The sequence below is a fragment of the Oleiagrimonas sp. MCCC 1A03011 genome (genome assembly GCF_003267965.1).
GTDB lineage: Bacteria > Pseudomonadota > Gammaproteobacteria > Xanthomonadales > Rhodanobacteraceae > Oleiagrimonas > Oleiagrimonas citrea.
The window spans coordinates 402835-428469 of the sequence record NZ_MSPY01000001.1; the positions used below are offsets into that span (position 1 = coordinate 402835).

At 66.2% G+C, this 25635-nt stretch carries 20 protein-coding genes; 10 read left to right on the forward strand and 10 right to left on the reverse strand.

All coding sequences use genetic code 11. The features are described 5' to 3' along the window. Positions 1-9: 9 nt before the first annotated feature. The 5 genes from BTJ49_RS16080 to prmC all read right to left on the reverse strand — a co-directional run bounded on the left by BTJ49_RS16080 (position 10) and on the right by prmC (position 9464). Positions 10-2757, reverse strand: a complete 2748-nt coding sequence (locus tag BTJ49_RS16080; RefSeq protein ID WP_113063655.1) for an autotransporter domain-containing protein — start codon at positions 2755-2757, stop codon at positions 10-12. 84 nt (positions 2758-2841) lie between these two features. Continuing rightward, the gene (locus tag BTJ49_RS01895) at positions 2842-3651 is read right to left on the reverse strand and encodes a sulfotransferase (RefSeq protein ID WP_113063656.1); all 810 of its coding nucleotides are present in this window, start codon (positions 3649-3651) and stop codon (positions 2842-2844) included. 285 nt (positions 3652-3936) lie between these two features. Continuing rightward, positions 3937-7602, reverse strand: a complete 3666-nt coding sequence (locus BTJ49_RS16085; protein ID WP_113063657.1) for an ESPR-type extended signal peptide-containing protein — start codon at positions 7600-7602, stop codon at positions 3937-3939. Between the two features lie 95 nt (positions 7603-7697). Then, positions 7698-8462 (reverse strand): hypothetical protein, encoded by a 765-nt coding sequence (locus BTJ49_RS01905; protein ID WP_113063658.1) that lies wholly within the window; start codon positions 8460-8462, stop codon positions 7698-7700. A 159-nt stretch (positions 8463-8621) separates the two neighbouring features. After that, positions 8622-9464, reverse strand: coding sequence for a peptide chain release factor N(5)-glutamine methyltransferase (gene prmC, locus BTJ49_RS01910; RefSeq protein ID WP_113063659.1), 843 nt, complete (start codon positions 9462-9464; stop codon positions 8622-8624). A 105-nt stretch (positions 9465-9569) separates the two neighbouring features. On the opposite strand from prmC, the gene BTJ49_RS01915 reads away from it, so the two are divergent. Next, a complete protein-coding gene (locus BTJ49_RS01915; protein ID WP_113063660.1) occupies positions 9570-10502 on the forward strand; it encodes an alpha/beta hydrolase in 933 nt (310 codons plus the stop codon). Positions 10503-10601: 99 nt separating this feature from the next. Here the strand turns inward: BTJ49_RS01915 and BTJ49_RS01920 are convergent, their stop codons facing one another. The 3 genes from BTJ49_RS01920 to BTJ49_RS01930 all read right to left on the reverse strand — a co-directional run bounded on the left by BTJ49_RS01920 (position 10602) and on the right by BTJ49_RS01930 (position 14664). Continuing rightward, the gene (locus tag BTJ49_RS01920; protein WP_113063661.1) at positions 10602-13280 is read right to left on the reverse strand and encodes a M1 family metallopeptidase; all 2679 of its coding nucleotides are present in this window, start codon (positions 13278-13280) and stop codon (positions 10602-10604) included. 150 nt (positions 13281-13430) lie between these two features. Continuing rightward, complete coding sequence (locus tag BTJ49_RS01925) at positions 13431-13994, reverse strand: carboxymuconolactone decarboxylase family protein (protein ID WP_113063662.1); 564 nt, start codon at positions 13992-13994, stop codon at positions 13431-13433. A 130-nt stretch (positions 13995-14124) separates the two neighbouring features. Continuing rightward, positions 14125-14664, reverse strand: coding sequence for a peroxiredoxin (locus BTJ49_RS01930; protein WP_113064004.1), 540 nt, complete (start codon positions 14662-14664; stop codon positions 14125-14127). A 155-nt stretch (positions 14665-14819) separates the two neighbouring features. Between BTJ49_RS01930 and oxyR the strand changes: the two genes are divergently transcribed. The 5 genes from oxyR (at position 14820) to BTJ49_RS01955 (ending at position 18915) form a co-directional block, all read left to right on the forward strand. Continuing rightward, positions 14820-15770 carry a DNA-binding transcriptional regulator OxyR gene (gene oxyR, locus BTJ49_RS01935; protein WP_113063663.1) on the forward strand — a complete coding sequence of 317 codons (951 nt, stop codon included), beginning with the start codon at positions 14820-14822 and terminating at the stop codon, positions 15768-15770. Then, positions 15767-16300 (forward strand): hypothetical protein, encoded by a 534-nt coding sequence (locus BTJ49_RS01940; protein ID WP_113063664.1) that lies wholly within the window; start codon positions 15767-15769, stop codon positions 16298-16300. Before oxyR ends, BTJ49_RS01940 begins: the two co-directional genes overlap by 4 nt. Before the next feature lie 134 nt (positions 16301-16434). After that, positions 16435-16854: a rubrerythrin family protein gene (locus BTJ49_RS01945; RefSeq protein WP_043102137.1), complete on the forward strand. Its 420-nt coding sequence runs from the start codon at positions 16435-16437 to the stop codon at positions 16852-16854. Between the two features lie 119 nt (positions 16855-16973). Beyond that, positions 16974-18299, forward strand: coding sequence for a heterodisulfide reductase-related iron-sulfur binding cluster (locus BTJ49_RS01950; RefSeq protein WP_240601689.1), 1326 nt, complete (start codon positions 16974-16976; stop codon positions 18297-18299). Positions 18300-18333: 34 nt separating this feature from the next. Beyond that, entirely contained in the window at positions 18334-18915 is a 582-nt protein-coding gene (locus BTJ49_RS01955) for a DUF3501 family protein (protein ID WP_113063666.1), read from the forward strand. 23 nt (positions 18916-18938) lie between these two features. Here BTJ49_RS01955 and BTJ49_RS01960 read toward each other — a convergent pair whose 3' ends face one another. Together BTJ49_RS01960 and BTJ49_RS01965 are read right to left on the reverse strand one after the other, a co-directional pair. Further along, on the reverse strand, positions 18939-19460 hold the full coding sequence (locus BTJ49_RS01960) for an adenine phosphoribosyltransferase (protein ID WP_113063667.1): 522 nt from the start codon (positions 19458-19460) through the stop codon (positions 18939-18941). 52 nt (positions 19461-19512) lie between these two features. Beyond that, positions 19513-19791 carry a DUF2007 domain-containing protein gene (locus BTJ49_RS01965; protein WP_113063668.1) on the reverse strand — a complete coding sequence of 93 codons (279 nt, stop codon included), beginning with the start codon at positions 19789-19791 and terminating at the stop codon, positions 19513-19515. 124 nt (positions 19792-19915) lie between these two features. On the opposite strand from BTJ49_RS01965, the gene BTJ49_RS01970 reads away from it, so the two are divergent. The 4 genes from BTJ49_RS01970 to BTJ49_RS01985 all read left to right on the forward strand — a co-directional run bounded on the left by BTJ49_RS01970 (position 19916) and on the right by BTJ49_RS01985 (position 25539). Further along, the gene (locus BTJ49_RS01970) at positions 19916-21643 is read left to right on the forward strand and encodes a glutamine--tRNA ligase/YqeY domain fusion protein (protein ID WP_113063669.1); all 1728 of its coding nucleotides are present in this window, start codon (positions 19916-19918) and stop codon (positions 21641-21643) included. Continuing rightward, on the forward strand, positions 21640-22701 hold the full coding sequence (rlmM, locus tag BTJ49_RS01975; RefSeq protein WP_113063670.1) for a 23S rRNA (cytidine(2498)-2'-O)-methyltransferase RlmM: 1062 nt from the start codon (positions 21640-21642) through the stop codon (positions 22699-22701). The genes BTJ49_RS01970 and rlmM overlap by 4 nt, the downstream gene beginning before the upstream one ends. 108 nt (positions 22702-22809) lie before the next feature. After that, positions 22810-23526 (forward strand): VTT domain-containing protein, encoded by a 717-nt coding sequence (locus BTJ49_RS01980; protein ID WP_113063671.1) that lies wholly within the window; start codon positions 22810-22812, stop codon positions 23524-23526. Between the two features lie 117 nt (positions 23527-23643). Further along, entirely contained in the window at positions 23644-25539 is a 1896-nt protein-coding gene (locus BTJ49_RS01985; protein ID WP_240601690.1) for a hybrid sensor histidine kinase/response regulator, read from the forward strand. The last annotated feature ends 96 nt before the right edge of the window (positions 25540-25635 follow it).

Genomic DNA, 25635 nt, shown 5'->3' on the forward strand with positions numbered 1-25635 from the left:
TGCGCCGCCTTACCAGCTGTAGCGCGCCTGCAGCATGCCGCGGTTGCCGTGATAATGGTGGCCCGCTGCGCCGTGCCAGGACAGCGACGCCTGCCAGCGAGCCGACGTCCACGTCACACCCGCACCGCCGCTCAGTGCGTTGCTGGGCAATGCGCTGCTGGTCACGGCGCGGTGATAGTCGCCCAGGCTCTCCGTCACCATGATTGCGCGGTCGCCACCCCAGCCTTCCGTGCCCGCCTGCACCCACGGCTGCCAGTGACCCCACTCGGCGCCGATGCGCAGGCCCGCCTGGTAGTGCGACAGATGCTGGCTCACCTTGCCGTAATGCAGCGCCAGCAAGGTGATGCCCTGCTCCTGCGCCGCATCGTACCGTGCGTTGACGGTATCCATCCCCGCGTACGGCGTGAACGACCAGCGCCCCGCGCGGGCGGTGTAGTCCACACGTAGCGCAGCGCCGTTGTAGCGACCTTCACCGTGCGCGGTCTGGATTCCGCTCACCACGCTCAGATAGCGCTTGCTGTCCTGCTTGAGCTTGCCCACACCGAAGCTGCCCGAGACCCGCCATCCGCCGTTGCGCCAGATGCCGTACACGAAGCCGCCGAACGGTTTGGCGCGCACCTGCATGGCGTCCACCGTCGTCGTCGTCGTTCCGCCCGACACCGCCACGCCCAGCACGAAGCGGTCCGTGATGGCGTGGCCGTAACCTGCCGCCGCGCCGTTCAGCTGGTAGCGCGAGCCCTGGCCCAATCCGCCCAGACCGGCCATCGTCTGGCCCCAGACGCCCTGGCGACCCTGGGCCGTCGGACCCATCCGGCCCAGAACGGCGTCGAAGGTCTGCTCCATGCCCAGGCTCACCGTGCTGGCGTAGTTGGGGTATCCGTCTGCGAACGCCGCCGCGTTCGGCGCCAGCGTGAGTGTCACGTCGTTGCCGCTGTAGCTCACCTGCGGTGTCAGGTAGGCCGCGAAGGCCGGATCGAAGGTCGTCTTGGCGAACGTGCCGCGGACGCCGCCGGACGCATGCACCAGGTCGTAGCTGGTGTCGGCCAGGTACGCGCCCGGATCGACCACGATCGCCAGCGTGCCATCCAGGCTGGCCTTGCCGCTCACCCGCAGCTGGCTCGAACCCGTGCCCGGCGCCGGGTCCGGCGTGACCTCCAGGCTCAGCGTGCCGTTCGGCCCCTGCACGTAGTCGCCCGACAGCGTCAGGATGCCCACGCTGCCGCCCGGCATCACCGTGCCGCCCAGATTGCTCACCGCACCCGTGATCGTGCCGTGGCCGCCCAGCGTGCCGCCGGTCACCGTCACGTCGCCGGTCAGTACCGTGTCCGGATGCGCGGCATCACCCACTTCCAGCTTGCCCGCGCTCACCGTCCAATCGGTGGTCGCGTTGCTGTGACCCGTGAGCGTCCACTGCCCCGAACCCGTCTTGGTATAGCTCGTGAAGCCGTAGTACTGCGACGTGCCGTCGTAGGTCGTCGGCGCGGCCGTGGCGATCCGGGACAGATCGAAGCTGCTGTCGGCATCGCCGCCCAGCACCAGCGCGTCGCCGCCATTGGTCGTGCCGCTCATGCTGATCACGTTGCCGACCATGCGATAGCCGCCGCGCAGCTCCAGCGTGTTGCCACCGCCCGAGAATTCGACCGCGTCGGCCTGCACATCGCCGCCGGTGCCGTCGCCGTTCATGCCCGACTTGCCGCCGGCGATCGCGCCGCTGTTGATCAGCGTCGTACCGCCCGTGGAGACCACGCCGGCACCACCGATGCCGCCCATGCTCGAACTGCCGTTACCGCTGACCAGCGTGCCCGCACCACCGTCACCGCCGGTGATGCTGCCGGTGTTGGTGAAGGTGTTGTTGCTCGCGCCGATGACCAGTCCGGCGCCGCCGTTGCCGCCGGCACCGGTGCTACCTTTCAGGGAGCTGAATCTCACGTCGTCGTAGCCGCCTGCATGGCCACCAGCGCCGCCCATGACATGGCCGGCGTTGCTCGCGTCATGATCGCCGGTGCCAACGTAGAGTCCCGCACCGCCACCGCCGCCACCGCCGCTGAGGTAACCGTCACCGCCGGCGCCACCCGCGCCACCCGCGACGGTTCCACTATTGGAAAACGTCGAACCCGCGACACCGAGAGCCGCGCCCACGGCACCGCCACCACCGCCACCTCCATAGGCATAGCCGAACCCACCGGCACCGCCACTTCCTCCGGTCACGGTCACGCCTGCACCAATCGACAGATTGCCGGTCGCGAGCACGCCCGGATTGCCACCGCCGCCGCCCGCACCCGTGCCCGAGATACGGTTATTTGTTCCACTGCCCGTGCTGCCGCCGCCGCCGTATACACCGCCGCCGCCGCCGCTGCCGCCGAAAAAGCTGTTCGAACTCGGATAGATGCCGCCCGCTCCGCCATCGCCCGAACCGGCGCCGCCCAAGCCACCGGCTCGAGTGGTGCCGCCCGAACCGCTGCCCTGAGCGGAGGGGCTGCCGCCGTCATTGTCCAGCCCCGTGGCACCGTTGCTGCTCGTCGTGCCCGTGCACGAAGCGTCGATCGTGCCGGATGTCTTGCTGCAACTCTGCGCCAGACTGACCACTGGCGCCGAAGCCAGAATCAGGCCGATCGCCGCCGTCAGGGTCGCCATCTTCAGGCGATACGCGGAACCCGATGCTCCGAGGCTACCGCCATGCGAACTGCAAGTCTGCTCCGAGGCGACCTGTACGACGCCCAGCGCCTTGTTCCATACCTGACGGTACATCTTGTTCATGCGTATTCCCCTGCGAATAGTTGGATTCTTTGCTGCACCTGCCGGCCGGCATGAGCGGGCGCGAACGGCTTCAGATTCCGTCCGTTACACGACCCGGACCCCGTGAAGGTTCAGTTCCGGATTACGCCAGAAAGCATCGTTCTCGAATCGGTTGAACACATCCGGCGGCAACACTGTCCGGCGCTCGACTGCGCCCACCTTCGGCCGCACCGTGTGCAGGCCCGGCGTGCCCGCCTTGATGTCGAAGGCTTCGGCGTCGAATTCGATGTGCTCGAAATCATGCTGGAAGGCCGGCTCGCCGATGAAGTCGTAGATCGCCGCCATGGCCTTGCCCGGATCGCTCACCAGCGTCTCGTACTGCACCAGCATCAGTTGGCCGGCATGCGCACCGAAGAATGCTTCCTTCAGCGCGTTGTAGGCGTAACCGACCATGCCGTCGCCCTTGGCCACCCCATCGGCGCGCGTGTACACCGTGCCGCCGACCGTGTAACTGAAGATCGACGACGGCTGGAAGGTGTTCTTCTGGACCAGTCGCTCGATGCTGTCGATGACCCAGGGCATGTGTCGCACGCAGGCGATCACCCTGGACTCGGGAAACAGCTCGGCAATCACGTTCATGCGCGCGCACCAGGCGCGGCTGGTGTCGAAGATCACGTCCTCGTCGCGATCGGCGTAGTAGTTCTCCACCACGCCCTCCAGCACGCGACGGCGCTGGTCATCGTCGATGAAGACGGAAAATTCGTTTCGGCCGCTCATCTCGCCGAGCATCGCGCCAAGCAATCCCGCGACCGGACCACTCATGCCGGCAGTGAACCGCGGGTTCTGACGCAGCAACGCCGACAGCAAGGTCGAACCAGAGCGTGGCAGACCGGAAATGAAGTGAATGCGATGCATGATGATCCTTGCTTGATGGAACCGCCCATCAGCGATACGGGCCCCTTCATGGGTACCGCGCGCACTGACGATTCGAATACCGGTTTTGGTTTCACAGGAGTATGAAGCAGGGCTGCAGCCTCACAAAACGAAGCCTCCTGGGGTTCCTGAAACGTCCCACCGGACACCAACGATGTTCGTGCCCTCCTTGATCGTTGCTTGCATCGCCCGATCCGTGCATCGATGCATCCTTCCAGAGACAAAGGCCCGACACAGCGAAGTGCCGGGCCTTCGTGCCTCACCCACTTACCAGCTGTAGCGCGCCTGCAGCATGCCGCGGTTGCCGTGGTAGTGGCTGCCCACCGCACCGTGCCACGACAGCGTCGCGTCCCAGCGGCCGGCCTTCCACGTCACGCCCGCTCCACCGCTCAGTGCGCTGCCCGGCAGTGCACTGCTGGTCACGTCCTTGCGGTAGTCGCCCAGGCGCTCCGTCACCGTGATCGCACGATCGCCGCGCCAGCCTTCCGTGCCTGCCTGCACCCACGGCTGCCAGTGACCCCACTCGGCGCCGATACGCAGGCCCGCCTGGTAGTGCGACAGATGCTGGCTCACCTTGCCGTAATGCAGCGCCAGCAAGGTGATGCCCTGCTCCTGCGTCGCATCGTAGCGGGCGTTCACGTTGTCCATGCCCGCGTACGGCGTGAACGACCAGATACCCTTCCGCACCGTGTAGTCCACGCGCAACGCCGCACCGGCATAATGACCGCCGCCAGTCGCCGTCTGCATACCGCCCAGCGAGGCGAGGTAGCGCTTGCTGTGCTGCTTGAGCTTGCCTGTGCCCAGGCTGCCCGAGACCCGCCAGCCACCGCTGCGCCAGATGCCGTACACGAAGCCGCCGAACGGCTTGGCGCGAACCTGCATGGCGTCCACCGTCGTCGTCGTCGTGCCGCCCGACAGCGCCACGCCCAGCACGAAGCGGTCCGTGATGGCGTGGCCGTAGCCCGCCGCAGCGCCGTTCAGCTGGTAGCGCGAGCCCTGGCCCAGTCCGCCCAGGCCGGCCATCATCTGGCCCCACGCGCCCTGACGCCCCTGCGCCGTCGGACCCATCCTGCCCAGCACCGCGTCGAAGGTCTGCTCCATGCCCAGGCTCACCGTGCTGGCGTAGTTCGGATACCCGCCCGCGTACGCGGCTGCGTTCGGCGACAGCTTCAGCGTCACGTCGTTGGCGCCGTAGCTCACCTGCGGCGTCAGGTACACCGCAAAGCCCGGATTGAAGGTCGTCGTGGCAAACGTCCCACTCACGCCACCGGCTGCGTGCACCAGGTCATAGCTGGTGTTGGCCAGATACGAGCCCGGATCGACCATGATCGCCAGCGTGCCGTCCAGGCTCGCCGCGCCGCCCACCTGCAGCTGGCTCGACCCCGTGCCCGGCGTCGGATCGGGCGTGATCTCCAGACTCAACGTGCCGTTCGGACCCTGCACATAGTCGCCGGCCAGCGCCAGAATGCCCACGCTACCGCCCGGCATTACCGTGCCGCTCATGTTGCTCACCGTGCCCGTGATCGTGCCGTGACCACCCAGCGTGCCGCCGGTCACCGTCACGTCGCCAGTCAGCACCGTGTCCGGATGGGCGGCGTCGCCCACTTCCAGCTTGCCTGCGCTCACCGTCCAGTCGGTGGTCGCGGTGCTGCGGCCGGTGAGCGTCCACATGCCGGAGCCGCTCTTGGTGTACGTCGCAAAGCCGTGATAGCGCGGGCTGCCGTTGTACGTGGTCGGGATGGCCATCACGATCTGCGACAGATCGAAACTACCGTCCGTATCGCCGCCCAGCGCCAGCGTGTCACCACCGTTGGTCGTGCCGCTCGTGCTCAGCACGTTGCCGACGAAACGATAGCCGGCGCGCAGCTCCAACGTGTTGCCGCCGCCAGAGAAATCCACCGCGTCGGCCTGTGTGCTGACAACGGCCGCGGCAGTCACGACGCCTGCGCTGGACGGACCGACCGGCGGCCCGCTCGGCGCAGTCGGCTCGGCGAGCGTACCGTCCGCACCCACCACGCCGCCGGCGATGAGGCCTGCGTTGATGATCGTCGAGTTGCCCGTCGACACCACGCCCGCACCACCGGCGCCGCCAGTCCCGGCGGTATAACCGGTATACCCATCACCGCCGTTGCCACCGTTGCCGCCCTGGACGGTGCCCGTGTTGGTCAGGGTCATGCCCGTACCGACGATACCGGCACCGCCCGCACCACCGTTGGCGCCGTCACCCGCCGACCCGGACCCGGACCCGTAGTAGCGGGTATAACCGGCATTACCGCCGTTTCCGCCGTTACCACCCTGTACGGTACCGGCGTTGGTCATCTGGAATCCGCTTCCAGATACGCCGGATCCGCCCGAGCTGCCTGCGACACCGCTCGCCTCGCTGAAACTGGGCCCTATCCCCGGCACCTCACCACCTCCGGACCCTGCTGCGTAGCAGTCTCCGGTGCAGTAACCGCCCCCCGCGCCTCCCGCAATCACACCTGCATTGTCCAGCGTGAAGTCCGAACCGATCACACCAGCGCCGCCCGAACCTGACGCCCCCGGGGTGGCAAAGGCATGAACGCCCGCACCGCCAATCCCGCCGGTAATCGTGCCGGTGTTGCCGACGCTGAATCCACTCCCACTGACGCCGGCACCGCCGCTGCCGGCGTCTCCCGCGTAATAGCTCCGCGACGAGGAGTAGCCGCCCGCGCCACCCTCGACACGGCCCGTGTTGTCCAGCGTGAATCCTGCGCCGGCCAGGCCATCGCCGCCATTGCCGGCATCGCCGCCATGCCCCGTGAAACCACCGGTACCGCCAACACCGCCGACGATACCTCCGTCGTTGGCAATGGAGGACTGATCCAACTGCGCACCCGCACCACCCGTACCACCATGACCGCCGTAGTTGCCGACGGTATAGCCGGCGGTACCACCGTAACCACCGGCGCCACCGGCCACGCTGCCGTGGTTCGTGAACGTCAGACCGCTACCGCCGACACCGTCACCACCCGCGCCGCCAGCACCGTCGCCGTTATGGTTGGCCGTATACGATTTACCACCATTGCCACCCACACCGCCGGCGATGCTTCCACGGTTGTCCACCGTCGAGCCGGCACCCTGGATGCCCGCGCCGCCGGCGCCACCGGCGCCCGCTGCGTAGGCCGTGCCACCCACACCACCCGTACCGCCGGAGACGGTACCCGCGTTGTCCACCGACGACTGACCGGCCATCACACCGATACCGCCGACGCCACCCGCGCCACCATAAGCTCCCTTCGTGTAGTAGTCGGCATCGCTGCCCGCCGCGCCGCTGCCGCCTGAACCCGTGCTCGAACCCATCACCTGCAGGGCCGCCGTATCAGCCACCGCGATACCGGTGGCTCCCGTGCCCGAGTTGGTCACGTTCACGGAGCCCGTGCCGTCGCCCAGCGTCAACGAGCCGGCATGTACCACCGCACCGCCGGTCAGTGTCGTGCCATCGCCGGCGAGCGCCAGCGAACCGGTACCCGACGCGCTCAACGATCCGGCGCCGCTCAACGGAGCCTGGATCGTCACATCGGCTTGCATCGAGAACACGGTGGCTACGTCGAGCGAAGGCAAGGCGCCCGATTCGGTGATCGTGGTCGCACCCGTGAAGTCGAACTGGATGGTGCTGCCCGGATCGCTATTGGCCTGGGCAATCGCCCAACTGAGCGTGCCCACGGTCGCCGTGTTGCCGTTGTCGCTGGCCTGGGTCACGGTATAGGTGCTGGCCGCCATCGCCGGCAGCGCGGTCGCTCCCACGCCCAGAAGCAGCGCGGCGGCGCAGGCCTGCGCCAGACGGCTGTGCGGCGGCGTCACGCCCACCGATCGCGACGCTCCCACGCCGCCGCGCGAGGCCTTTGCGAACTCTGTCGCGACCTGCACGACGCCCAGCGTGCGATTCCAGACCAGACGGTAGATCTTGTTCATGTTGTTCCCTGTTCCTGAAGTGTTGCTTGTTGTGGATCCGTGAAGCACGGATCGGTTATGTCGTAACGGCTAGACGCTGCACAGCCAGTGCAGGTTCATGCCCGGGTTGCGCCCAAAGCATGGCTTTGAATCGGTTGAACACATCGGCGAAAACACCGTCTTGCCTGCTTCCGTACCGACGTTCGGACACGCCGCGCACAGGCCCTGTGCACCGAGCTTGAGATCGAAGGCTTCGGCATCGAATTCGAGGTACTCGAAATCCTGCGCGCCAGACCGCTCGCCGATGAAGTTGTGGATCGCGGTCGTCGCACGTACTCGTCGACAAGGTCTCGTACTGCGCCCGCACCAGCCTGTCCGCATGCGCGCCGCAGAACGCTTGCTTCCACGCGTTGCAGGGCATGGCTGACCGTGCCGTCGCCTTTCGCCACACCGTCGGCACGCGTGTACACGGCGCCATTCGCGCTGAAATGGACGATCGGAGACGGATGAAAGGGGTTCTTCTGGAGCTGACGCTCGACGCTGCCGATGGCCCTCTGCATGGGATCCACGCAGGCGATGCACCGGGGATCGGGAAACAGCTCGGCAACCACGTTCATGAGCGCGCCTCGGTCGCAACGGGTGCCGGAGATCACGTCCTCGTCGCAGCCGGCATCATCGTTTTCGAACACGCCGCTGGGCATACGGCAGCGTTGCGCATCATTGATGAATGTGGGGAATTCCGTGCAGCCGGGTATCGCGCCCAGCAGCCCGGCCACCGGACCGCTCGCCCCCGCCTCGAAACGCGGGTTCTCGTGCAGCAGCGCCGACTGCAGCGTCGCGCCGGAGCGCGGCAGACCGGAAATGACATGAATACGCTGCATGACTCCCCTCGCCCTATGCAGCAGAAGGCGACGAACGAATCGTCGCCTTCAACGCCTACTGCGAGGGGCACGCTTCCTGCGCATGGACACGTGCCCTTGCCTCCCCCGCCTGAAATCAGAGTATAGGCAAACTGTGATGCAGTTCACAATTTATATCGGCTATGGCGAGCGAAACCGTGCACCGCTGACGCGCTCGCGCCCTTCCAGATCGCAGGCCGTGAACACGTGCGTGAAACCGCCATCGTCGGTGAGCAGGGCACGCACCGCCGGCCCCTGCTTCCAGCCGTGCTCCATCAGCAGCCAGCCGCGCGCCCGGAGATGGCGACGTGCGCCGGCGACCAGCACACGAATCGCATCCAGACCGTCCGCGCCGGACACCAGAGCACCGCGAGGTTCGAAACGCAGATCGCCCTGCCCGACGTGGGCGTCGTCGTGCTCGATATAGGGCGGGTTGGACACGATCAGGTCGAACTGCCGATCGGCAAGCGGGCCATACCAGTCGCCCTGCAGGAACTCGACGCGCTCCAATCCGTTCGCCAGCGCGTTACGCCGCGCCACCTGCAGCGCCGATGCGGAAACGTCGACGGCGGTGACCTGCGCCTGCGGCCGTTCGGACGCCAGGGCCAGCGCGATGGCGCCGCTTCCTGTCCCCAGGTCGACCACCTGCAGCGGAACATCCTGCGGCATGCGTTGCAGCGCCAACTCGACCAGCAATTCAGTCTCCGGACGCGGGATCAACGTATCGGGTGTGACCTCGAGATCGAGATGCCAGAAACCGCGCCGCCCCAGGATGTAGGCCACCGGCTCACCCTGCTCGCGCCGCTGCAGCAGAGCCTCGAAGGCCTGGGCCGACGCCGCATCGACCGGGTCCGTCGCATGCGCGAACAACCAGGCGCGATCCACGCCCAACACATGCATGAGCAGCCACTCGGCATCGCCCCGCTCGGCCACGCGCTCGGCGGCGGACATAAGAAGATCGCGTACCTGCGGTGTGCGGACCATGCGTGAACTCGGCTCGAAGATGAATCCGGGCGCGTGCCGTGCATCTGCACCGGAACCGCCACCGTATCTGGGAAGTGTACCGGCCCGAACGTCAGGAAACGCTCCATGTCCGCACTTCACCCGCGCTCGCTGTCGCGCCTGCTCCTGGCAGGCCTGCTTCCGCTCTGTCTGAGCGCCTGCGAGGCGACCTTCTTCTCCGCGCTGAACACGGTCACGCCCGCGAACGCGGTGCAGGCAAAGCGCGGCATCGTCTTCGAACCGCAGCATGACCTTGCACTGGACATCTACCGCCCCGCTCATGCACACCACGCACCGGTGGTCGTGTTCTTCTACGGCGGCGCCTGGCAGGACGGCAAACGCCAGTGGTATCGCTGGGCCGGGGAGACGCTGGCGCACCACGGACTGGTCGTCGTGGTGCCCGACTACCGGAAATTCCCGCAGGTGAAACTGGACGGATTCATGCACGACGCCGCCCGCGCCGTGGCGTGGACTCGAGAGCATGCAAATGCCTACGGAGGGGACCCGAATGACTTGTTCCTGATGGGACATTCGGCCGGCGCACACATCGGCGCATTACTCGCCACCCACGCTTCCTGGCTGCAGCAGGTCGGCATGGAACCACGGCAGCTTCGCGGTTTCATCGGGCTTGCCGGTCCGTACGATTTCCTGCCGCTGCGTGAGCAGGTGTATGTCGACATGTTCGGTCATACGCATGCGCAGCAGCTGCGCTCACAGCCGGTGAACTATGTGGACGGCAACGAACCGCCGATGCTCCTGCTGCAGGGCGGCGACGACAAGCTGGTGGCACCCGACAACGCACTGTCCCTGGCCGCCGCGATGCGCGAGCATGGCGAACGCGTGCAGGACCACGTCTATAGCGGCGTCAGCCATGCCGGCCTGCTGCTGTCGCTGTCACAGCCGTTCCGCTACAAGGCCACGGCCTTGCGCGACACGCTGGGCTTCATCGATGCCCACAGCCTGGATGCACGCGCCACCCCGAACGCACACGCGCGCAGCGAAGCCCGTGCCTCACCCTGATCGCGCACCGCTAAACGGGGACCGCCTCTTCCTCCGCAGAGGTCATGAAAAATCGGGCGGCCGAAGCCGCCCGAAACACCATGCCGCGCGTATCGCGAATCAGCGCGTGATCGCGGATGGATCCTGCGCCTTCTTCAGCGCCGCGCACAGCTTGATCGACTCGGTGGTCTGAGCCAGACCGCGGTCGGCTCCGGGCAGGTCGTCCAGGCGGGGGGTGAAGAACGCCTGCAGACGCTCGGCGTCCGCCATCGAGCAACCGCCACCGCCGGCCAGGTTCGGCACGTAGCCGCTGGCGAAGGTACCGGTGCGCTTGACGACCTGATCGTAGTGCCCCTTGAACCAGGTCCACAGTGCATCACGCCCCTGCTGCGTATCGCGATGTCCGGTCAGCAGACGGAACATCTCGCCCACCTTCACCTGCGGACTGAGCGCGAAGTTCCACACCCGCTCCGCCTGCGCACCCGGCGCATGCGAGAGCGCTGCGAGCATGGCGTTGCGGCGGTCTGCGTCCGTGGTCTTGTTCAACTCGGCAATCAGCGCATCGACCACCGGCTTGCCTTTCTCCTCCACGGCAACCGTCAGATCCTCGGAAAGCAGGTCCGGATTGGCTGCGGCCAGGTTCAGACGTCCTTTCGCGTTCTTCTCCAACGCGCGATCGGCCTGCTGCAGCAACGCGGCGCGCACGGCGGGAAGCTTCACGCCAACACCGAGAAAACCGGCCAGCGCACTGCGCGTCAAGGCGTCATCCGACGACTCGCCCTTGCGCTTCACGTACCCCAGCTTCTGCAGACGAGGCAGGTAGGCCTCGCTGGCCAGCTTGCGCAGGGCCGCCCGTTGCGCATCCGTCTGCGCTTCGTGCTTCCAGATCCAGGCAAAGGTATCCAGCGGCGCCAACGCCACCTGCCGCGTCTTGGACGGAGCCAACCGGCGCACCGCTTCCATCGCCGCAGACGCATCGATGTCTCCACGATGGAACGCCGCCTTGACGGCATCGGCATAGGCCAACTTCTCGGCATCGTTCAGCGCGCCCAAATGACCATTGAGCTTGGCCAGATCCGTCTTGTCCATGCTGAAGCGGTAGTAACCGCGCGCATCGGCGTTGGGCATATACCAGGCCGGGCACTGACCGCCGGACAGCTGCATGGTCGCGGTCTTGCTGTCCAGCATCTGGCACTGCACGCCGGCTTTGCCCGCCCCCGTGCGTACGCAGACCGGGATGCCCCACAGGCGATTCGGGTCGCCGCTCGAACCCAGCGGAAGATAGCGGTCCTGCGTCAGATGCAGCACCGGATGCGTGCCGCTGCAGTCCAGGCGCGTAGAGACCATCGGCACACCGGACTGGTCGAGGAAGCTGTTGAAGGCATGCTTGAAGGCCTCGCCCTTGCCCGCCGCCTTGTCGATCGCGCCGACCAGGTCGCTGGCCTTGGCGTTGCCGAACTTGTGCGCCTGAATGTAGGCACGCATGCCCTTGCGGAAGGTGTCGACGCCGACGTAGTGCTCGAACATGCCGATCACCGCCGCGCCCTTCTGGTAGGTGATGCCGTCGAACGCGGTCTGGATGTCGCCGTTGCCGGTGATCGGCTGGCGAATCTTGCGCGCGCTGACCAGGCTGTCATTGCCCATCGCGCCCTCGGCGCGGCTGACGCGGTCCAGGTCGGCGCGGTATTCAGGATGCACCTTGGCGGTGACCTTCTGCTGCATCCAGGTGGCGAACGCCTCGTTCAGCCAGATGTCGTTCCACCAGTCCAGTGTGACCGTGTCGCCGGTCCACTGATGCGCCAACTCGTGTGCCTGCACGTTGAACGAATTGCGCACGGCGTCCGATGGCGAGTTCTTGTCCATCAACATCAGCCAGTCACGGAAGGTGACTAGTCCGGCGTTCTCCATGGCGCCCGCGGAAAAATCAGGGGCAGCAAGCAGATCGAGCTTGCCGAACGGATAGCCGAAACCGTAGTACTGCTCCAGCGTCTGGATGATGACCGGCGTCTCGCTCAGTGCGATGTGGATGCGCGAACCCTCGCCGTGCGGAGCGATGCCGCGCAGGCGGATCGGTTCCTTGCGCCACGCGTTGGGTTTGATCTCACCGCCCGACACCACGTCCCAGGGACCGACCGCGAAGGCGACCAGGTAGGTTGGCAGCGGCTGCGTGGTCTTGAAGTCCAGCGTCTTCCAGCCCTTGCCGTCCTTGCTGGACTTGGCGATGGCGGTGTTGGCGACGGCGACTTCGTCGTTGGGCACGGTCAGCACGATCTTGTACGGCGTCTTGAAGCCGGGTTCGTCGAAGCTTGGGAACGCGTAGCGCGCGCTGATCGGTTCCATCTGCGTCATCGCGTATGGACGACCGTCGCGCGTCACCTTGTACAGGCCCTGCAACTGATGGTTGAAGGGCGCCGAGTAATCGAACACCAGCTTCAGTTCCTGTGGCTGCAGCGTCTTGCCGAAGTCGATGCGCACCACGCCCTGCTTGGGTGCGGCATTCACGTACTGGGCAGCGTGCGAGACGCCCTTTGCATCGATCACGCGCACGCTGGATACCTTCAGGTCCTTGCCATGCATCCATACGTGGTCGGCCGCCTTTTTCAGTTCGACACGGATGGTGGTGACGCCGGCGAAGCGGGTCTGCGCCGGATCGACGCGCAGATCGAGCGTGTATGCCTCCGGCACGGCCCAGCCCGGCAGTCGCTCCAGCGGCGGCTTCATGTCAGCGCCACCGGCAAAGGCGGAAGAAAAACAGGCCGCCAGTGCAGTAAACGCAAGCGTATGGGTGAGTCGTCGCATGATCGTGATCTCCGGATCGGGGAATGCAGCATCCGAAGCTACGCGGCGCAGTACCTCCGGGACACGTGCCGAAAGGCACGCTGCCCGAATACGGACACGAAAAAGCCGGCGTGCGCCGGCTTTTTCACTCGCGGGGAACAATGCGGTCGCTCAGGCTGCCGCCCTGGAAGCGCTCGAACCCGCGACTTCGGCCTGCTCCAGCGCCACCGCCACACCATGCACCACGGCGGCAATGCGCGCCGCGCTCTGCACGGCCTGCGCGCCGACTTCGTGCTTGCGCAGGGTCTTCTCGTGCGAGGCCACGCAGGAGCCACAACCGTTGATCGCCGATACGGCCAGCGAAGCCAGTTCGAAATCGATCTTGCTGCCGCCTGGCTTGGCCATCACGTTCATGCGCAATCCCGCGCGCAACGTGGCGTACTCGTCGTTCTCGACCAAGTGCAGGAAACGGTAATAGACATTGTTCATGCCCATGATGGCCGCTGCGGCGCGCGCACCGCGCAGGGCGTCTTCATCGGCGTGTTCGCTCGCCCACGCCGCCATGGAAGCGGTGAATGCGGCATTGCGCGAAGCGATGGCCGAAGCCAGCGCGACCACCGCGATCTGCGACTGGGTCAGCCCCGGCGCGCCGTTCTCGCCCAGCACCGATTCCAGGTTCAGGCGCAGGTCCTTGGCGTACTCGGGCAGTTGCGATTTCAGTTCAGCAAGAGACATGGGGGAAATCTCCGTTCGAGGACGGCACACGGCGACGCGAACGCTGGCGCGCGCACGGAATGTCCGGACAGGGGGATAGAAAAGAAAGAAAAAAACCCGCGCGCCCGCAGGGAGCGCGCGGGAATCTTGGTCAGGCGGCCTTGAGCGTGTCTTCGCCCGACTGCCAGTTGCACGGGCACAGCTCGTCGGTCTGCAGCGCGTCGAGCACGCGCAGGACCTCGGCCGGGTTGCGGCCGACACTGCCTTCGGTGACGTAGACGAAACGGATCACGCCTTCCGGATCCACCAGGAACGCGGCACGACGGGCGACGCCCTCGTCGTCCAGGATGCCCAGCGCGCGGCTCAGATCCTTGTTGATGTCGGCCAGCATCGGGAACGGCAGATCCTTGAGATCAGCATGATCCTTGCGCCAGGCCAGATGCACGAACTCGCTGTCGGTGCTGGCGGCCATCACCTGGCAGTCGCGATCAGCGAACTGCTCGTTGAGATCGCCGAAGCCCTTGATCTCGGTCGGGCAGACGAACGTGAAATCCTTCGGGTAGAAGAATACGCAGGTCCACTTGCCTTCGTAGGTGGTGTTGTCGATCTCCGCAAAGGCCTTGTCCAGGCTCTCGATCGAAACGGTGGCCTTGAGATTGAACTGCGGGAACTTGTCGCCAACGGTAAGCATGTACAACTCCATGAATGGGTAATGGGTTTCAGGGGAAAAGACGCTCGATGCAAGCGTCGTCACGGACAAGAATAGGGTGCGCACTTGCATTCTTCAAATTGATTGTTAACATCAGATTCATAGCAATAGGCTATTGAAATGCAGCGGGGCACCCGATGAACCTGCGAGACCTGCATTACCTGGTCGCCCTGGCCGAGCACTGCCATTTCGGCCGCGCCGCCGAGGCCTGCTTCGTCAGTCAGCCGACCCTGTCCACCCAGATCCGGAAGCTCGAGGACGAACTGGGTGTGACCCTGGTCGAGCGCACACCGCGCAAGGTGCTGCTCACCGACGTCGGTCGCGAAATCGCCGCCCGCGCCCGCGACGTGCTCAACGAGGCCGAGCAGATCCGCGCCATCGCGCGGCGCACGCGCGACCCGGAATCCGGCACGGTGCGGCTGGGCATCTTCCCCACACTCGGTCCGTATCTGCTACCGCATGTCGTGCCGATGCTGCGCGAGGCCTTCCCGCGGCTCGAATTGCTGCTGGTCGAGGAAAAGACCGAGGTTGTGCTCGAACGTCTGCGCGAGGGCAAGCTGGACGCCGGCATCCTTGCGCTGCCCATCCACGAGGAAAGCCTGCACGTCGAGTTCCTGTTCGAGGAACCATTCCTGCTCGCCGTGCCCGAAGGTCACCCGCTGGCCGACCGCAAGCGCCTGCGCCTGGACGATCTCGCCGACGAAAGCCTGCTGTTGCTCGAGGACGGCCACTGCCTGCGCGATCAGGCGCTGGAGGTCTGTCAGCTTGCCGGTGCCGGCGAGCGCACGGGGTTTCGCGCCACCAGCCTGGAAACGCTGCGGCAGATGGTTGCCGCCAATGTCGGCGTCACCCTGCTGCCGACACTGGCGGTCAACCCGCCGGTGGCGCGTGTAGACAGCATGCGGCTGATCGAATTCGGCGGTCATCCGCCGCACCGCCGCGTAGCCATGGTCTGGCGCAAGAGTTCGGCCATGGACGGTTTCCTGCGCCGCCTGGCCGAAGTCTTCCGCAAGCTGCCGCCCGAACTGCTGGACGCGCACGCCACCGCGCTGCAGTCACGCCCCGCATCCAAGGAGGCATCGGCGTGAAGCTTTCGCGCATCGCACGACTCGCTCTGCTCGCGCTGTGCCTGGGTGCATGCAGCGCCTGCTCGATGCAGAAACTCGCCGAACGCATCACGCCCGACGGTGATCTCGCTCTGGTGCATGCGCTGTTCAAGGACCTGCACGCCGGTCACACCGACGCCGCGCGCGCGCACTTCGACGCCAAGAACGCGCCCTCCGACAAGACGCTCGCCACACTCACCGCCCTGCTCGCGGAAACGCCGAAACCCCAGCTCGTCGGCGCGAACGTCACCAAGCAGAACAGCGATCCGTGGCAGACCACGCTGACCTACCAATTCGGTCGCGGCAAGCAGGTACACGTCGTGACCCTGCACATCCATGGCGCCAAGGGACATCGCCGCATCGACACCCTGCACATCGGCACCGGTAGCGACATGCACGGTCTGATGCGCATCGCGACCTGGTTCTTCTCGGGTCTGCTGGTCGTACTGGCCGCGGTCGTCGTGCTGGTGATCTGGCTCGTTCGGCGTAATCAGCGCAAGTACAAACGATAGCGTAGAACTATCAACTTCATCGAAACAATCAATTTCAATCAAGACCCAGCCGCGCGCTAGGCTGGACCGCAGGGGCGGCATGCCAAGCATGTCGCCATGTTTCCACCTCCCAGCCCGAAGCCACGAGGTACATCATGAGCAATCTGAAAGGCTCCAAGACCGAGCAGAATCTGAAGGACGCGTTCGCCGGCGAATCCATGGCCAACCGCCGCTACCTGTATTTCGCATCCAAGGCCGACGTCGAGGGCTACAACGACGTGTCCGCCGTGTTCCGCTCCACCGCGGAAGGCGAGACGGGCCACGCGCACGGTCATCTGGAGTACCTGGAAGAAGTGGGCGATCCGGCCACCGGCCTGCCGTTCGGCGGCACCGAGGCCAACCTGAAGTCGGCCATCGCCGGCGAGACCCACGAGTACACCGACATGTACCCGGGCATGGCCAAGGACGCCCGCGAGGAAGGTCACGACGAGATCGCGGACTGGTTTGAGACCCTGGCCAAGGCCGAGCGCTCGCACGCCAACCGCTTCCAGAAGGCGCTGGACGAGCTGCAGTAATACCGCGTCATCGACATCGCGCGCGCCCATTCCGCGGCGCGCGCGATGTCGACGTGTCCGCCGACGCCCGTCGGCATTCCGTTGCACCGTCACACCCTTGCATGGCCGAGGAGATTCGCATGTCCCGAGAAGGCAGTCTGGAAGCACCCACCCGGCACCCGCTGGACTGGCTCAACGACGAATTCTGGGATCAGCAGGCGCTCGACGCCGAACTCGAACGCGTCTTCGACATCTGCCATGGCTGCCGCCGCTGCGTCAGTCTGTGCCACGCCTTTCCGACCCTGTTCGACCTCATCGACGAATCCGAGACCATGGAAGTCGACGGCGTGGACAAGGCCGACTACGCCAAGGTCACCGAGCAGTGCTACCTGTGTGACCTGTGCTACCTGACCAAGTGTCCGTACGTGCCGCCGCACGAATGGAACGTGGATTTCCCGCACCTGATGCTGCGCGCCAAGGCCGTGCAGTTCCGCCGCGACGGCGCGCCGATGAAGGCCAAGGTGTTGTCCAACACCCGTACCGTCGGCAAGCTGGCCTCGATTCCGGTCGTGGTGCAGACCGTCAACGCCGCCAACCGCTCCAAGCCGATGCGCAAGCTGCTGGAGAAGACGCTTGGCGTGCACCGGGACGCGCGCGTGCCGACCTACCACGCGCCCACTGCGCGCCAGCGCCTGAAGCATCTGGACGGCCATGGCGAGGCGCTGCCCGCCGGTCGCACCCGTGGCAAGGTCGCCGTGTTCGCGACCTGCTACTGCGATCACTCCATGCCCGAGGCCCTCGAGGACCTGGTCAAGGTGCTCGAGCACAACCGCGTGCCGGTGCGCATGGTCGAGCGCGAGAGCTGCTGCGGCATGCCGAAGTTCGAGCTCGGCGATCTCGACACCGTGCGCAAGTACAAGGAAGAGAACATCCCGGTGCTGGCGAAGATGATCCGCGAGGGCTGGGACCTGACCGCCGCGGTGCCTTCCTGCGTGCTGATGTTCAAGCAGGAACTGCCGCTGATGTTCCCCGATGACGAGGACGTGGCGCGGGTGCGCGACCATTTCTTCGACCCGTTCGAATACCTGGCCGAGCGCCACAAGGACAACAAGCTCGCCACCGACTTCAAGCAGCCGCTGGGGAAGGTCGCCTGGCAGGTCGCCTGCCATCAGCGCGTGCAGAAGATCGGCCCCAAGACCCGCGACATCCTGCAACTGGTGCCGGACACCGAAGTCGTCACCATCGAGCGCTGCTCCGGCCACGACGGCACCTATGGCGTGAAACGCGAGACCTATGCGATCTCGCGCAAGATCGCGCGCCCGGTCGAGAAGCGCGTGCAGCAGGCCGAGGCCGCGCACTTCACCAGCGACTGCCCGATGGCCGGCGAGCACATCGCCCACGGGCTCGACGACAAGCCCGGCAACGAACATCCGATCAGCCTGCTGCGCAAGGCCTACGGCCTCTGATCGCCCCCATCCGAATCACACCGCCTTTCCGATCATGAAACCACTGACCCGAAACGACCTGCTTTCCCTGGAAGCCTACGCCGCCGAGCGCAGCGATTTCCGCGCCCGCGTGATCGCGCACAAGAAGCCGCGCAAGGTGCATCTGGGCGAGCACCTGACCCTGATCTTCGAGGATCGCCTGACGATCCAGTACCAGATCCAGGAGATGCTGCGCGTCGAGCGCATCTTCGAGGCCGCCGGCATCGAGGACGAACTCGGCGCCTACAACCCGCTGATCCCCGATGGCGGCAATCTGAAAGCGACGATGCTGATCGAGTATTCCGACCCCGAAGTGCGCAAGCGCGAACTGGCGAAGCTGCGCAACGTCGAGCACGACATCGCGCTGCAGGTCGGCGAGCTGCCGCCGGTCAAGGCCATCGCCGACGAGGACCTGGAGCGCAGCAACGAAGACAAGACCTCGGCCGTGCATTTCATGCGCTTCGAACTCGACGACGCCATGCGCGCGGCATGGAAGGACGGTGCGCCCGTGTTCCTGAGCTGCACGCATGACCACTATCCGGTTCGCGTGCAACTCGACGCCAACCAGCACGCGGCGCTCGGCGCCGACCTCGACTGAACGGGCGAAGTGTCTCGCTGCGTTCAGTCGTAGCGCAGCAGGCTGTGCAGCGGGGCGTCGGACGCCCAGCGCTCCCGCCCCTGCAACATCGCCAGCTCGATCACGACCGACGCGCCGCACAGCTCCGCGCCCAGCGAGCGCATCAGCTCGGCACTCGCTTCCAGCGTGCCGCCGGTGGCCAGCACATCGTCGACCAGCAGCACGCGTTCGCCCGGACGCACGGCGTCGCGATGCACTTCGAGCCGGTCGCTGCCGTATTCCAGCGCGTAGTCGACGCCCACGGTGTCGGCCGGCAGCTTGCCCGGCTTGCGCACCGGCACGAAGCCCGCACCCAGCACCTGTGCCAGCGCCGCGCCGAAGATGAAGCCGCGCGCCTCGATGCCGCACACGGCCTGCACGCGCTTACCGCGCCAGGGCTCGGCCAGCGCCTCAATGCACTGCGTCATGCCGGCGGCATCGGCCAGCAGGGGCGTGATGTCCTTGAAGACGATACCCGGCTTGGGAAAATCGGGAATGTCGCGGATCAGCGCGTTCAGTGCGTGCATCGTCGATCGGGTCCGGCGGAACGGACCCGCATGATGCCAGAGCGGCGGCGCATCAGGTGCCGGCCGGCAGCGTCGAGTCGCCCCAGTCCGGGTCCTCGGCGGCGCTGCGACGCGCTTCGCTGAGCTGCGCCTCGATGCGCTTGACGATCGGTGCGGCCCGCTCGATGCAGGAATCGGGCACGGCCACGGTGATGAAATCGCGCGCGGGCAGCTGGCCGACACCGCCGATCAAGTGCTCGCCGGCGATGAAGGCGGGAATCTCTTCATGCTCGAGCGCGTCCTTGACCAGATGCGCGTCGATCATGGATTCGGCGTGGTAGATGGTGCGCATGGCTCCAAGCTACTCGCGCCGCGCAGGCACTGCAACTGTGCGCGAACCGCGCGATGACTGGCCTGCGCGCACCGGACCTGCGCTAAACTGTGCAGCTTTGCAGCATTGCGACGAGTGAACGCCGATGGCGAGCGAGACCGCCCCCGTACAGCATTTCATCCGACAGATCGTGCGCGAGGACATCGAGTCCGGTCGCCAGCCGTCGATCCGCACGCGTTTCCCGCCGGAACCGAACGGGCATCTGCACATCGGCCACGCCAAGGCGATCTGCCTGGACTTCGGCATCGCCGCCGAGTTCGGCGGCCGCTGCAACCTGCGCCTGGATGACACCAATCCCGGCAAGGAGCTGCCCGAGTACGTGCAGGGCATCCAGGACGACGTGCACTGGCTGGGCTTCGAGTGGGCCGAACTGCGCCACGCCTCGGACTACTTCGAAGTGTTCTATCGCGCCGCCGAGAAGCTGATCCAGGACGGCAAGGCCTATGTCGACGACCTCAACGCCGAGCAGGTACGCGAATACCGCGGCACGCTGACCGAGCCGGGCCGCAATTCGCCGTTCCGGGATCGTTCCGTCGAGGAGAACCTGGACCTGTTCCGGCGCATGCGCGCGGGTGAGTTCGGCGACGGCGAGAAGACCCTGCGCGCGAAGATCGACATGACCGCCGGCAACATGAACATGCGCGACCCGGCCATCTACCGCATCCGCAAGCAGACCCACCAGAACACCGGCGACGCCTGGCCGATCTACCCGATGTACGACTTCGCGCACTGCCTGTCGGACGCGCTGGAAGGCATCACGCACTCGTTCTGCACGCTGGAGTTCGAGGACCACCGCCCGCTGTACGACTGGTTCGTCGACCACGTCGACCTGGCCGGACACCCGGACCTGTGGCAGCCGCTGGTCGAGGCCGGCATCCCGACCGCACCGAGCAAGCCGCGCCAGATCGAGTTCGCCCGCGGCAATCTCACCTACACCATCATGAGCAAGCGCAAGCTCACTCAACTGGTGCAGGAAGGTCTGGTCGACGGCTGGGACGATCCGCGCATGCCGACCCTGTCCGGCGCGCGCCGCCGCGGCTTTCCCGCCGCCGCCATGCGCGCCTTCTGGGAACGCATGGGCGTCAGCAAGCAGAACAGCAACATCGACTTCGGCGTGCTCGAAGGCTGCGTGCGCGAGGAGCTCGACGCTCGCGCGCCGCGCCGCATGGCCGTGCTCGATCCGCTGAAGCTGGTGCTGACCAACCTGCCGGAAGGCCACGAGGAAACCATCGAGTTCCCCAACCATCCGAAGGACGAAAGCTTCGGCACGCGCGCGCTGCCGTTCTCGCGTGAGGTCTGGATCGAACGCGGCGACTTCGCCGAGGTGCCGCCCAAGGGCTTCAAGCGCCTGCTGCCCGAGGGCGAGGTGCGTCTGCGCGGCATCGGCATCATTCGCTGCAACGAGGTGGTCAAGAACAATGCAGGGGAAGTGACCGAACTGCGCTGCACGCTGGACCCGGAAACCCGGCCCGGCGGCAACGACACGAACCGCAAGGTCAAGGGCACCATCCACTGGGTCAGCGCCGCACACGCGGTCGCAGCCGAGGTTCGCCTCTACGACCGCCTGTTCGATGCCGAGAACCCGGGCGACGAGCGCGACGGCAAGACCTTCAAGGATTACCTCAATCCGGAAGCCAAGCGCGTCGTGCAGGGCTACATCGAACCCGCCGCGGCCGCGGCCGAGCCGGAAGCGCACTGGCAGTTCGAGCGCACCGGCTACTTCGTCGCCGACCGCCACGACCATCGTCCGGAGCGCCCGGTCTTCAACCGCAGCGTGAGCCTGCGCGACACCTGGGCCCGCAAGGGCCGGTGAGCGTCGACGCGCGCCATCGCCTGCTGGCCTGGTGCCGTCCCGGCTTCGAGGCCGAATGCGCGCAGGAGCTGAGCGCGCTGGACACCCGCTTCGGCGGTGGCGGCTACGCGCGCGCCAAGCCCGGCGAAGGCTTCGTCGAATTCGTCGCGCTCGATTCCGACCTCGCCGGACACATCGCCGAGGCTGCTGGTGCCGAGCGGCCGATCTTCGCCCGCCAGCTGATGCACGGCATCGGCCGGATCGAGGAGCTGCCGCGCAAGGACCGCCTGTCCGTCCTGCTGCCACTCATCGCCAGCGACGAACGACGCTGGTGCGACGCCTGGGTCGAGTCGGCCGACAGCGATGCCGGGCGCGAACTCAGCGCGCTGTGCCGGGCGCTGAACGGCGCACTGATCGCGGGCCTCAAGCGCAAACACGCGATCGACCGCGACGCGCACTGGCGTCTGCATGTGGCCCTGCTTTCTCCGAGCCAGGCGCTCGTCTGCGCCACCGACATCCGCGCCAGCGCCCCCTGGCCGGGCGGCATCCCGCGACTGCGTTTTCCGCGCGGCGCACCCAGTCGCTCGACCCTGAAGCTGGAAGAAGCCCTGTTGGTTCTGCTCGACGAACGCGAACGCGAGGCCTGGCTGCAGCCGGGCATGCGCGGCGTCGACCTGGGCGCGGCGCCCGGCGGCTGGACCTGGCAACTCGTGCGTCGCTCGATCCACGTGACGGCCATCGACAACGGCCCGATGGACGCGGCCCTGATGGAGTCGGGACTGGTCGAGCACCTGCGCGCGGACGGCTTCCGCTATCAGCCGCCGAAGCCCGTCGACTGGCTGGTCTGCGACATCGTCGAGCAACCGCGCCGCGTCGCCGCGCGCATGGCCGAATGGCTGCGCCAGGGCTGGTGCCGGCAGGCAATCTTCAATCTCAAGCTGCCGATGAAGAAACGCTATGCAGAAGTCCAGCTATGCCTGGACCTCCTTCGCGACCGTGTCGACGGAACGCTGGACCTGCGCGCGCGGCAGCTGTACCACGATCGCGAGGAAATCACGGTGTTCGCGCGCCGTGCGTGAAGCATCGCCGGTCCGAATCGCTGTGTCTGCGGCAGAGCGTCGCGCTGGAGTTTCGTTAGGATGGGGGTCCGTACACTTCGCTCCCGGAACCGAACGGACCCTCGCCCCGTGAAACGCCTGCGCGCCATGCTGCCTCTGCTGCTGCTGCTGACTACCGGCATCGTGCTGCTGGCCGGAGGCATGGGCAGCTATCTGGCGCCGGGACGCCTGGCGCAGGAGCATGCCGCACTGCTGGAAGCCGTACAGCAGCACCCCTGGCTTTCGCGTCTGGCCTACATCGGCCTGCTCACTCTGGTCACGTCCACCGGCATACCGGGGAGCCTGCTGGTCATCATCGCTGGCGGTCTGGTCTTCGGCGAAATCCAGGGCACGCTGCTGTCCTCGATCGGACTGCTGCTCGGCTCGCTGCTGCTGTTCCTGGCCAGCCGCTACGCCTTCGGATGCGGCCGCAAGCCCGCCCCCCGAGTGGTCGAACGGCTGCGCCACGGATACGCGCAGCATCCGGTCAACTACACGTTCTTTCTACGTTTCGTGCCGGTGTTCCCGTTCGGCGCCGTGACCGTCGGATTGGCCTGGCTGCGCTGCCCGATGTGGCTGTTCCTGCTCAGCAGCTTCGTCGGCGGTTCGATCATGCTGATCTTCGAAACCGCCATCGGTGCGGACCTTGGTCGCAACCTTGCGGCGGGTGAAGCCATGGGCTGGCGCTTGTTCCTCGATCCGCACATGCTGCTTCCACTCGGCGCCCTGGCGCTGCTCGCCGTGCTCCCGGTCGTCATCCGCAGACGGCAGGCACGCAACGGAGAGCGGAAATCCGGTCAGGATTGAAGCCGAAGGCCGAAGCGCTACAATCCCACCATCGACCACGCCACCGCAACGGGGGCGGCAAACATGTCTGATCGTGCACCTTCACGACTCAGTAAATGGTGGCGGCGCGCTTCACTAGTGCAGCGGCTCGTCCTGGTGGCACTGGTGCCTTCGGTCGTCTCGACCATGTTCCTGGCCATCCTTCTGACGCGCCACCAGATCGGCACACTGCAGGATCTCACGCGCAGCACGGCCAGCGCCTACATGACCCAGGCCGCAGTCGATGCAGCCCCTCTTCTGCGCAACCGGAATCTGCCTGAACTGCGTCGCCTGGCGCGCTCCATCGGCCGCCTTCCGCACGTCAATCAGGTCCGCATCCTCGATGGAACCGGTCGCATCATCGCCGCCGCGCAGAGTCCCGTTCCGGAAAATGCCTCGCTGATCCAGCTGCGTCAGGACATCGCCCAGCGCGACGCCGGCGGCAAATCGCTCGGCACGCTCGTCGTGCATATCGACACCGAGGCATCCCTGCTCACGCAGTACACCGACATCCTCGACACCCTGCTGTGGGTAAGCATCGCGATCCTGCTGGCCATTCTCCTGAGTTGGCAGCAGGCGCGCTGGATCAGTGCGCCATTGCGACGCCTGTCCGTGGCCATGGGCGGGCTCGGACGCTTCGACCACGCGCTTTCCGTCGAGGTCACGGACGATTCCGAAATCGGCGAGCTGCAGCGCGGTTTCAACAAGGCCGCAGCCAGTCTGCATACCCTGCACCGCGACATGGAGCGACGCATCGAGAACGCCACGCAGGAACTGGCGCGCAAGAACGATGCACTGGAACAGGCCAGCAAGGCCAAGGCCCGTTTCCTGGCCAGCGCCACCCATGACCTTCGGCAACCCCTGTACGCACTGACCCTGTTCTCCTCCTCGCTGGCCGAACAGGAGACCCAACCCGAACGCCTGGACCGCATTTCGCACGTACAGCAGTGCATCGAATCCCTGGATCGCCTGTTCAGCGAACTGCTCGACCTCTCGCGCCTGGAGGCCGGCGCGATGCAACCGGAACTGCGTGACTTCCCGCTCGACGAACTGTTCCAGGAGGTCAGCCGGAATTTCCGCATCCAGGCCGAAAAGCAGGAACTGCGACTGATCACGCGCCCCACGCCGGTGTGGGTGCACAGCGACCGCACCATGCTCGCGCGCATTCTCAACAATCTGGTCAGCAACGCGCTGCGCTACACCCGCGAAGGCGGCGTGCTGGTAGGCGCACGCCTGCGCGGCGATCGTATCCGCATCGACGTTCGCGACACCGGCATCGGTATCCCCGAGGAGCATCAGGCGCATATCTTCGAGGAGTTCTACCGGGTCGATTCGGGACATGAGGAGCACCGCGACGTACCCGCCCAATCCGGCAGTCAACGCGGCCTCGGGCTGGGTCTGTCGACGGTACAGCGCCTGGCGGAATTGCTGGGCACCGAAGTCGAACTGCGCTCGCATCCCGGACGCGGCACGCTGTTCACGCTGCTGGTGCGTCGCGGGCGTAGCAAGAGCCGTACGACCTCCCCCATCCGCAACAAGCCGCGCGCGTTGCCACGCACGCATCCTTCCCTGGAACTGAAGGACGTGCGCGTCATGGTCGTCGACGACGACCAGGCCATCCTCGCCGGCATACACGATCTGCTACGTAGCTGGGGCTGCAAGGTGCGCATGGCGACCGACTGCGACCGCGCGCTGGAACAGGCCAGTCGCAGCGAAGTACCCGACATCGTCATTTCCGACCTGCATCTCGGCACCGGCCGCAACGGCGTCGAGACCCTGCATGCCCTGGCCGAGCACTACGGCGCCAAGCCCGGAAACCCGCCGTTCGCTCGTTTGCTGGTCACCGGTGAAACCGAGCGCAGCCGCCTGCAGCCAGCGCTGAAGTCCGGCGTGCCGATCCTGTTCAAGCCGGTCGCGTCCGAACCGCTGCGCGAAGCCATCATCACCCTGCTGCGCACGCGCACGCGGGCCGCCGCCGTCTCGACCGACGACTGAACGACCACTCCGCCTATTTCCTATGACATAGGCCACGAACCTTGCCGTGCCCGTCCCGGTGGAGCAGAATCAAGGCCAGTCACACGGAGAACCGTG

Excerpts from the sequence above, each read along its gene's own strand:
- BTJ49_RS16080 (WP_113063655.1), bottom strand. The coding sequence starts at position 2,757 with ATGAACAAGATGTACCGTCAGGTATGGAACAAGGCGCTGGGCGTCGTA.
- BTJ49_RS01895 (WP_113063656.1), bottom strand. The coding sequence starts at position 3,651 with ATGCATCGCATTCACTTCATTTCCGGTCTGCCACGCTCTGGTTCGACC.
- BTJ49_RS16085 (WP_113063657.1), bottom strand. The coding sequence starts at position 7,602 with ATGAACAAGATCTACCGTCTGGTCTGGAATCGCACGCTGGGCGTCGTG.
- BTJ49_RS01905 (WP_113063658.1), bottom strand. The coding sequence starts at position 8,462 with ATGCAGCGTATTCATGTCATTTCCGGTCTGCCGCGCTCCGGCGCGACG.
- prmC (WP_113063659.1), bottom strand. The coding sequence starts at position 9,464 with ATGGTCCGCACACCGCAGGTACGCGATCTTCTTATGTCCGCCGCCGAG.
- BTJ49_RS01915 (WP_113063660.1), top strand. The coding sequence starts at position 9,570 with ATGTCCGCACTTCACCCGCGCTCGCTGTCGCGCCTGCTCCTGGCAGGC.
- BTJ49_RS01920 (WP_113063661.1), bottom strand. The coding sequence starts at position 13,280 with ATGCGACGACTCACCCATACGCTTGCGTTTACTGCACTGGCGGCCTGT.
- BTJ49_RS01925 (WP_113063662.1), bottom strand. The coding sequence starts at position 13,994 with ATGTCTCTTGCTGAACTGAAATCGCAACTGCCCGAGTACGCCAAGGAC.
- BTJ49_RS01930 (WP_113064004.1), bottom strand. The coding sequence starts at position 14,664 with ATGCTTACCGTTGGCGACAAGTTCCCGCAGTTCAATCTCAAGGCCACC.
- oxyR (WP_113063663.1), top strand. The coding sequence starts at position 14,820 with ATGAACCTGCGAGACCTGCATTACCTGGTCGCCCTGGCCGAGCACTGC.
- BTJ49_RS01945 (WP_043102137.1), top strand. The coding sequence starts at position 16,435 with ATGAGCAATCTGAAAGGCTCCAAGACCGAGCAGAATCTGAAGGACGCG.
- BTJ49_RS01950 (WP_240601689.1), top strand. The coding sequence starts at position 16,974 with ATGTCCCGAGAAGGCAGTCTGGAAGCACCCACCCGGCACCCGCTGGAC.
- BTJ49_RS01955 (WP_113063666.1), top strand. The coding sequence starts at position 18,334 with ATGAAACCACTGACCCGAAACGACCTGCTTTCCCTGGAAGCCTACGCC.
- BTJ49_RS01960 (WP_113063667.1), bottom strand. The coding sequence starts at position 19,460 with ATGCACGCACTGAACGCGCTGATCCGCGACATTCCCGATTTTCCCAAG.
- BTJ49_RS01965 (WP_113063668.1), bottom strand. The coding sequence starts at position 19,791 with ATGCGCACCATCTACCACGCCGAATCCATGATCGACGCGCATCTGGTC.
- BTJ49_RS01970 (WP_113063669.1), top strand. The coding sequence starts at position 19,916 with ATGGCGAGCGAGACCGCCCCCGTACAGCATTTCATCCGACAGATCGTG.